The organism is Achromobacter sp. DMS1 (assembly GCF_001270295.1).
The window spans coordinates 1-4670 of sequence record NZ_LHSJ01000307.1; the positions used below are offsets into that span (position 1 = coordinate 1).

At 68.2% G+C, this 4670-nt stretch carries 3 protein-coding genes and 2 pseudogenes; all 5 read left to right on the plus strand.

What is annotated here, in order from left to right:
- Positions 1-368: pseudogene (locus AD428_RS23085) on the plus strand (16S rRNA (cytosine(967)-C(5))-methyltransferase RsmB); the annotation flags it as partial.
- Positions 369-386: 18 nt separating this feature from the next.
- Positions 387-995, plus strand: coding sequence for a DUF4390 domain-containing protein (locus tag AD428_RS23090; RefSeq protein WP_235491086.1), 609 nt, complete (start codon positions 387-389; stop codon positions 993-995).
- A complete protein-coding gene (locus tag AD428_RS23095; RefSeq protein WP_053246712.1) occupies positions 992-3307 on the plus strand; it encodes a sensor histidine kinase in 2316 nt (771 codons plus the stop codon). The genes AD428_RS23090 and AD428_RS23095 overlap by 4 nt, the downstream gene beginning before the upstream one ends.
- Before the next feature lie 11 nt (positions 3308-3318).
- Positions 3319-4011 (plus strand): response regulator, encoded by a 693-nt coding sequence (locus AD428_RS23100; protein ID WP_053246713.1) that lies wholly within the window; start codon positions 3319-3321, stop codon positions 4009-4011.
- Positions 4008-4670: pseudogene (locus tag AD428_RS23105) on the plus strand (NAD-binding protein); the annotation flags it as partial. The gene AD428_RS23100 and the pseudogene AD428_RS23105, both read left to right, overlap by 4 nt.

A 4670-nucleotide genomic window follows, 5' to 3' on the forward strand; every position in this document is an offset into this window, starting at 1 on the left:
CCTGGTGGGATGGCCGGCCCTTCGACGCGGTGCTGGCCGACGTGCCCTGCACGGCCTCCGGCATTGTGCGCCGCCATCCGGACATCCGCTGGCTGCGGCGCGAGGACGACCTGCGCCGCACCGCCGCCCTGCAGGCCCGCATCGCCGACGCCCTGTGGCGCACCGTGGCGCCGGGCGGGCGGCTCCTGTATGCCACCTGCTCGGTGTTCCCGGCCGAAGGCGAGCGCCAGGCCGAGGCTTTTCTCGAGCGCCACCCCGACGCCCGCAGGCTGGACGCGCCCGGCCAGCTGCTGCCTGTTGCCATCGGCGCAACACCGGCCGCCCAGCGCGACGGTTTTTTCTATGCCTTGTTTGCCAAGCTGTCATGAATCGCCAAGAATAAGGGCGTGACGTTGGTCTGGTGTCGTATGTCCATTATTTCGCGCTCATTTCTAGGCTTGTTGCTGGCATCTGCCCTGTTTTGGTTCCTGCCGGGCGGCGTCGCCCATGCGGACGAGCCCAAAGTGCTGAAAGTGGAGCCGGTCATCCGCAACGGCATGCTGGAAATCGACGCCGATATCCGTTTCGACCTCAATGACCAGCTCCGCGAGGCGGCGCAGCGCGGGCTGTCGCTGTATTTCACGGCCGACCTCACCATCACCCGGGAGCGCTGGTGGTGGTTCGACAAGTCCATCGTCGAAACCAGCCGCACCTGGCGCGTGGGCTATAACGCCCTGACCCGCCAGTGGCGCGCCGGCGTGGGCGAACTGACGTTTCCCGTGGCCTCGCTCGACGACGCCATGAGCGTCATCCGGCACGTGCGCAACTGGGCCGTGGCCGATGCCGGCGAGTTCGACGAAGACGTGGAGTACGGCGGGCAGCTGCGCCTGCGGCTGGACACCTCGCTGCTGCCGCGGCCCTTCCAGGTCAATGCGCTCAACAGCAGCGCCTGGACCCAATCCACTCCCTGGAGCGATTTCACCTTCACCGTGAAACAGGAGAAAGACCCGTCATGAGGCTGCTGCTGCGGCTTGCCCTGTTGATAGGCGCGGTCAGCGGCCTGGCTCTGCTGGGGCTGCTGGCCTGGTCGACCGGAAACGCGTCCCGGTTCGCGCGCTATTACGACGTGCTGCTGGTGCTCAACGGCATTTTCGCGCTGGCGCTGTTCATTTGGGTGGTGGCGCTGACGGTGCGGCTGTCGCGCCAGATCCGGCGCCGCCAGTTCGGCGCGCGCCTGACCGCGCGCTTCTCGCTGGCGTTCGCCCTGATCGGCGTGGTGCCGGGCGCGCTGATCTACACGGTGTCGGTCCAGTTCATGTCGCGCTCGATCGAATCGTGGTTCAACGTGCGGGTCGATTCCGCGCTGGAGGCCGGCCTCAACCTGGGGCGCGCGGCGCTCGATTCGCTGCTGGCCGACCTGGACGCGCGCGCCCGCTCCATGGCCACCGAGCTCAGCCGCAACAGCGACACGGGCATTTCGCTGGCGCTCACCCGCCTGCGCGAAAGCAACGGCGTGCAGGAAGCCATGGTGTTCACCGGCAGCGGCCGCATGGTGGCGTTTTCCACCAGCCAGTACGGCCAGCTCATGCCGGCCATGCCGCCGCCGGCCGTGATGAACCAGTTGCGGCTGGCGCGCGGCTATTCGGCGGCGGAAGCCGACGACCCCGTGGCCCCGGGCGACGAAGGCGGGCTGCACCTGCGCGTGGTCATTCCGCTGTCCGGCCCCGACCGCTACGACGGGCTGCTGGGCGCGTCCGAGCCGCGCTGGCTGCAACTGGTGCAGCCGGTGCCGGAGCAGATCGCCCACAACGCCAACCGCGTGCAGCAAGGGTTCCGCGACTACCAGGAACTGGCGCTTTCGCGGCTGGGCCTGCGCAAGCTGTACGGCATCACGCTGACGCTGGCCCTGCTGCTGGCGGCCTTCGGCGCCATTGCCGTGGCGCTTTCGCTGTCCAAGCGGCTGGTGCGCCCGCTGCTGAGCCTGGCGGCCGGCACGCAGGCCGTGGGCGTGGGCGACTACCGGCCGCTGCCCGAGCCGCCGGAGCGCGACGAGGTGGGCCAGCTTACCCGTTCGTTCAACGCCATGACGCGCCAGTTGGACGAGGCGCGCCGCATGGTGGAGAGCAACCGCCAGCAGTTGGAACGCTCCAATGTCTACCTGGAGAGCGTGCTCTCCAACCTGTCGTCGGGCGTGCTGGTGTTCGACGAGTCTTTTCGCGTCACCACGGTCAACCAGGGGGCCCAGACCATTCTGCAGGCCGACCTGCGCTCGGTGATCGGACGTCCGCTCGAAACGGCCGACGGCATGCTGGAATTCGCCAACGTGGTGCGCCAGGCGTTTTCCGCGCACGCGGCCGTGGGCTCGGAGCGCCAGCACTGGCAGCAGCAGTTCGAGATATCGCTGGCGCAGCCGGGCGGCGACGAGTCGCCACAGACGCTCACGCTGCTCGCGCGCGGCACGCACCTGCGGGTGGACGGCCGCGGCAACGGCTACCTGGTGGTGTTCGACGACATCACCGAGGTCATTTCGGCCAACCGCACGGTGGCCTGGGGCGAAGTGGCGCGCCGCCTGGCGCACGAAATCAAGAACCCGCTCACGCCCATCCAGCTTTCCGCCGAGCGGCTGGCCATGAAGCTCGCCGGCAAGCTGCCCGAGGCGGAGGCGCAGATCGTCGAGCGCTCCACCAATACCATCATCAACCAGGTCGCCTCGCTGAAGCAGATGGTGGACGATTTCCGGGAGTACGCCCGCACGCCGCCGGCCGTCATGCAGCGCCTGGATTTCAACGCGCTGGTGGCCGACGTGCTGTCGCTCTACGGCTGGGATCCGGCCGAGGGCGGCATGACGCGCCACGGCGCCAAGGCGTTCATGCTGGACGTGGCGCTGGCGCCCGACCTCCCGGCCATCGAGGGCGATCCCACCCAGCTGCGCCAGGTCATCCACAATCTGCTGGCCAATGCGCGCGACGCGGTGGCCGAGCAGGGCGGGCAGGGGCAGGTGAGCATCAAGACCCAGCTCACGCACAGCGAACAGCCCGACGGCTCCGACCAGCAGGCCGTGCGCCTCACCGTGGCCGACACCGGCCCGGGCTTCTCCCAGCAGGTCATGCAGCGCGCCTTCGAGCCATACGTCACCACCAAGGCGCATGGCACTGGGTTAGGATTGGCCATCGTGCGCAAGATCGTGGAAGAACACGGCGGGCGCATCGATCTTGCGAATCGCAAGGAAGGGGGGGCGCGGATATCCATTCTGTTGACCCGGCTGGCACCCGGGGCCGATACTATGGACGCGACCGCGCAACAAAAGCATAATGCGGCTACGCAATAGGTGGATGCTTTATGGCCAGAATCCTGGTGGTTGACGACGAAGTCGGTATTCGCGAACTTTTGTCGGAAATCCTTTACGACGAGGGGCATACGGTCGAATTGGCCGAAAATGCGGCGCAGGCGCGCGCCGCGCGGTTGCGCATGCGTCCCGACCTCGTGCTGCTGGACATCTGGATGCCCGACACCGACGGCGTCAGCCTGCTCAAGGAATGGGGCTCGCAGGGCCTCCTGGACATGCCCGTCATCATGATGAGCGGCCACGCCACCATCGATACCGCCGTCGAGGCCACGCGCATCGGCGCCATGGATTTCCTCGAAAAGCCCATCACGCTGCAGCGCCTGCTCAAGACCGTGGCGGCCGGGCTGGCGCGCGGGCGCGCCCCGCATCCCGCTCCCGCCGCCGCGCACCAGGCGGCGCCCAGCGCCCCGGTCGCGCTCGAAGACGAGCTCGATCCGCCCACGCTGGCTCCCGCGCCGTCCGGCGAAGTGCCGGTCACCGCCAACGGCCAGCTCGGCAGCATCTCGCTCGACCAGCCCCTGCGCGAAGCGCGCGACGAGTTCGAGCGCATCTATTTCGAATACCACCTGGTCCGCGAAAGCCACAGCATGACCCGCGTCTCCGAGCGCACGGGCCTGGAGCGCACCCACCTCTACCGCAAGCTCAAGCAACTGGGCATCGAATCCGCGCGCAAGCGGGGCACATGAAGATCCTCATCATGGGCGCTGGGCGCGTGGGCACCAGCGTGGCGGAAAACCTGGTTTCCGAAGAGAACGACATCACGGTCGTCGATACGGATGCCGGGCAGTTGCAGTATCTCCAGGAACACTTCGATCTGCGCGTCATCCACGGCGACGGCACGCAGGTTTCGATCATGGAGGCGGCCGGCGCCGCCGACACCGATCTCCTCATCGCCTGCGCGGCTTCCGACGCCGCCAACATGGTGGCGTGCAAGATGGCGCGCCAGCTGTTCAACGTGCCGCGCCGCATCGCGCGCATCCGGTCGCCGGAGTTTCCCGAGCACCCCGAACTGATGGGCGAGGACGGCTTCTGTATCGACGCGCTCATCAGCCCCGAGCGCAGCGTCACCACCTATCTGCACAGCCTCATCGAGTTTCCCGAGGCCCTGCAGGTGGTCGAGTTCGCCGAAGGGCGGGTCAGCGTGGTCACCGTGAGGGTCAGCCACGGCAGTCCCATGGCGCATCATCCCATCGACGAGCTGCGCGACGTCTGGCCCGACGTGCAGGCGCGCGTGGTGGACGTGCTGCGCGGCGGGCGGCCCCTGCGCGGCGGCAGCGGCACCGTGATCGCCCCCCGGCGACGAGGTCGTGCTGGTGGTGGACACGCGCCATGCGCGCCGCGCCGT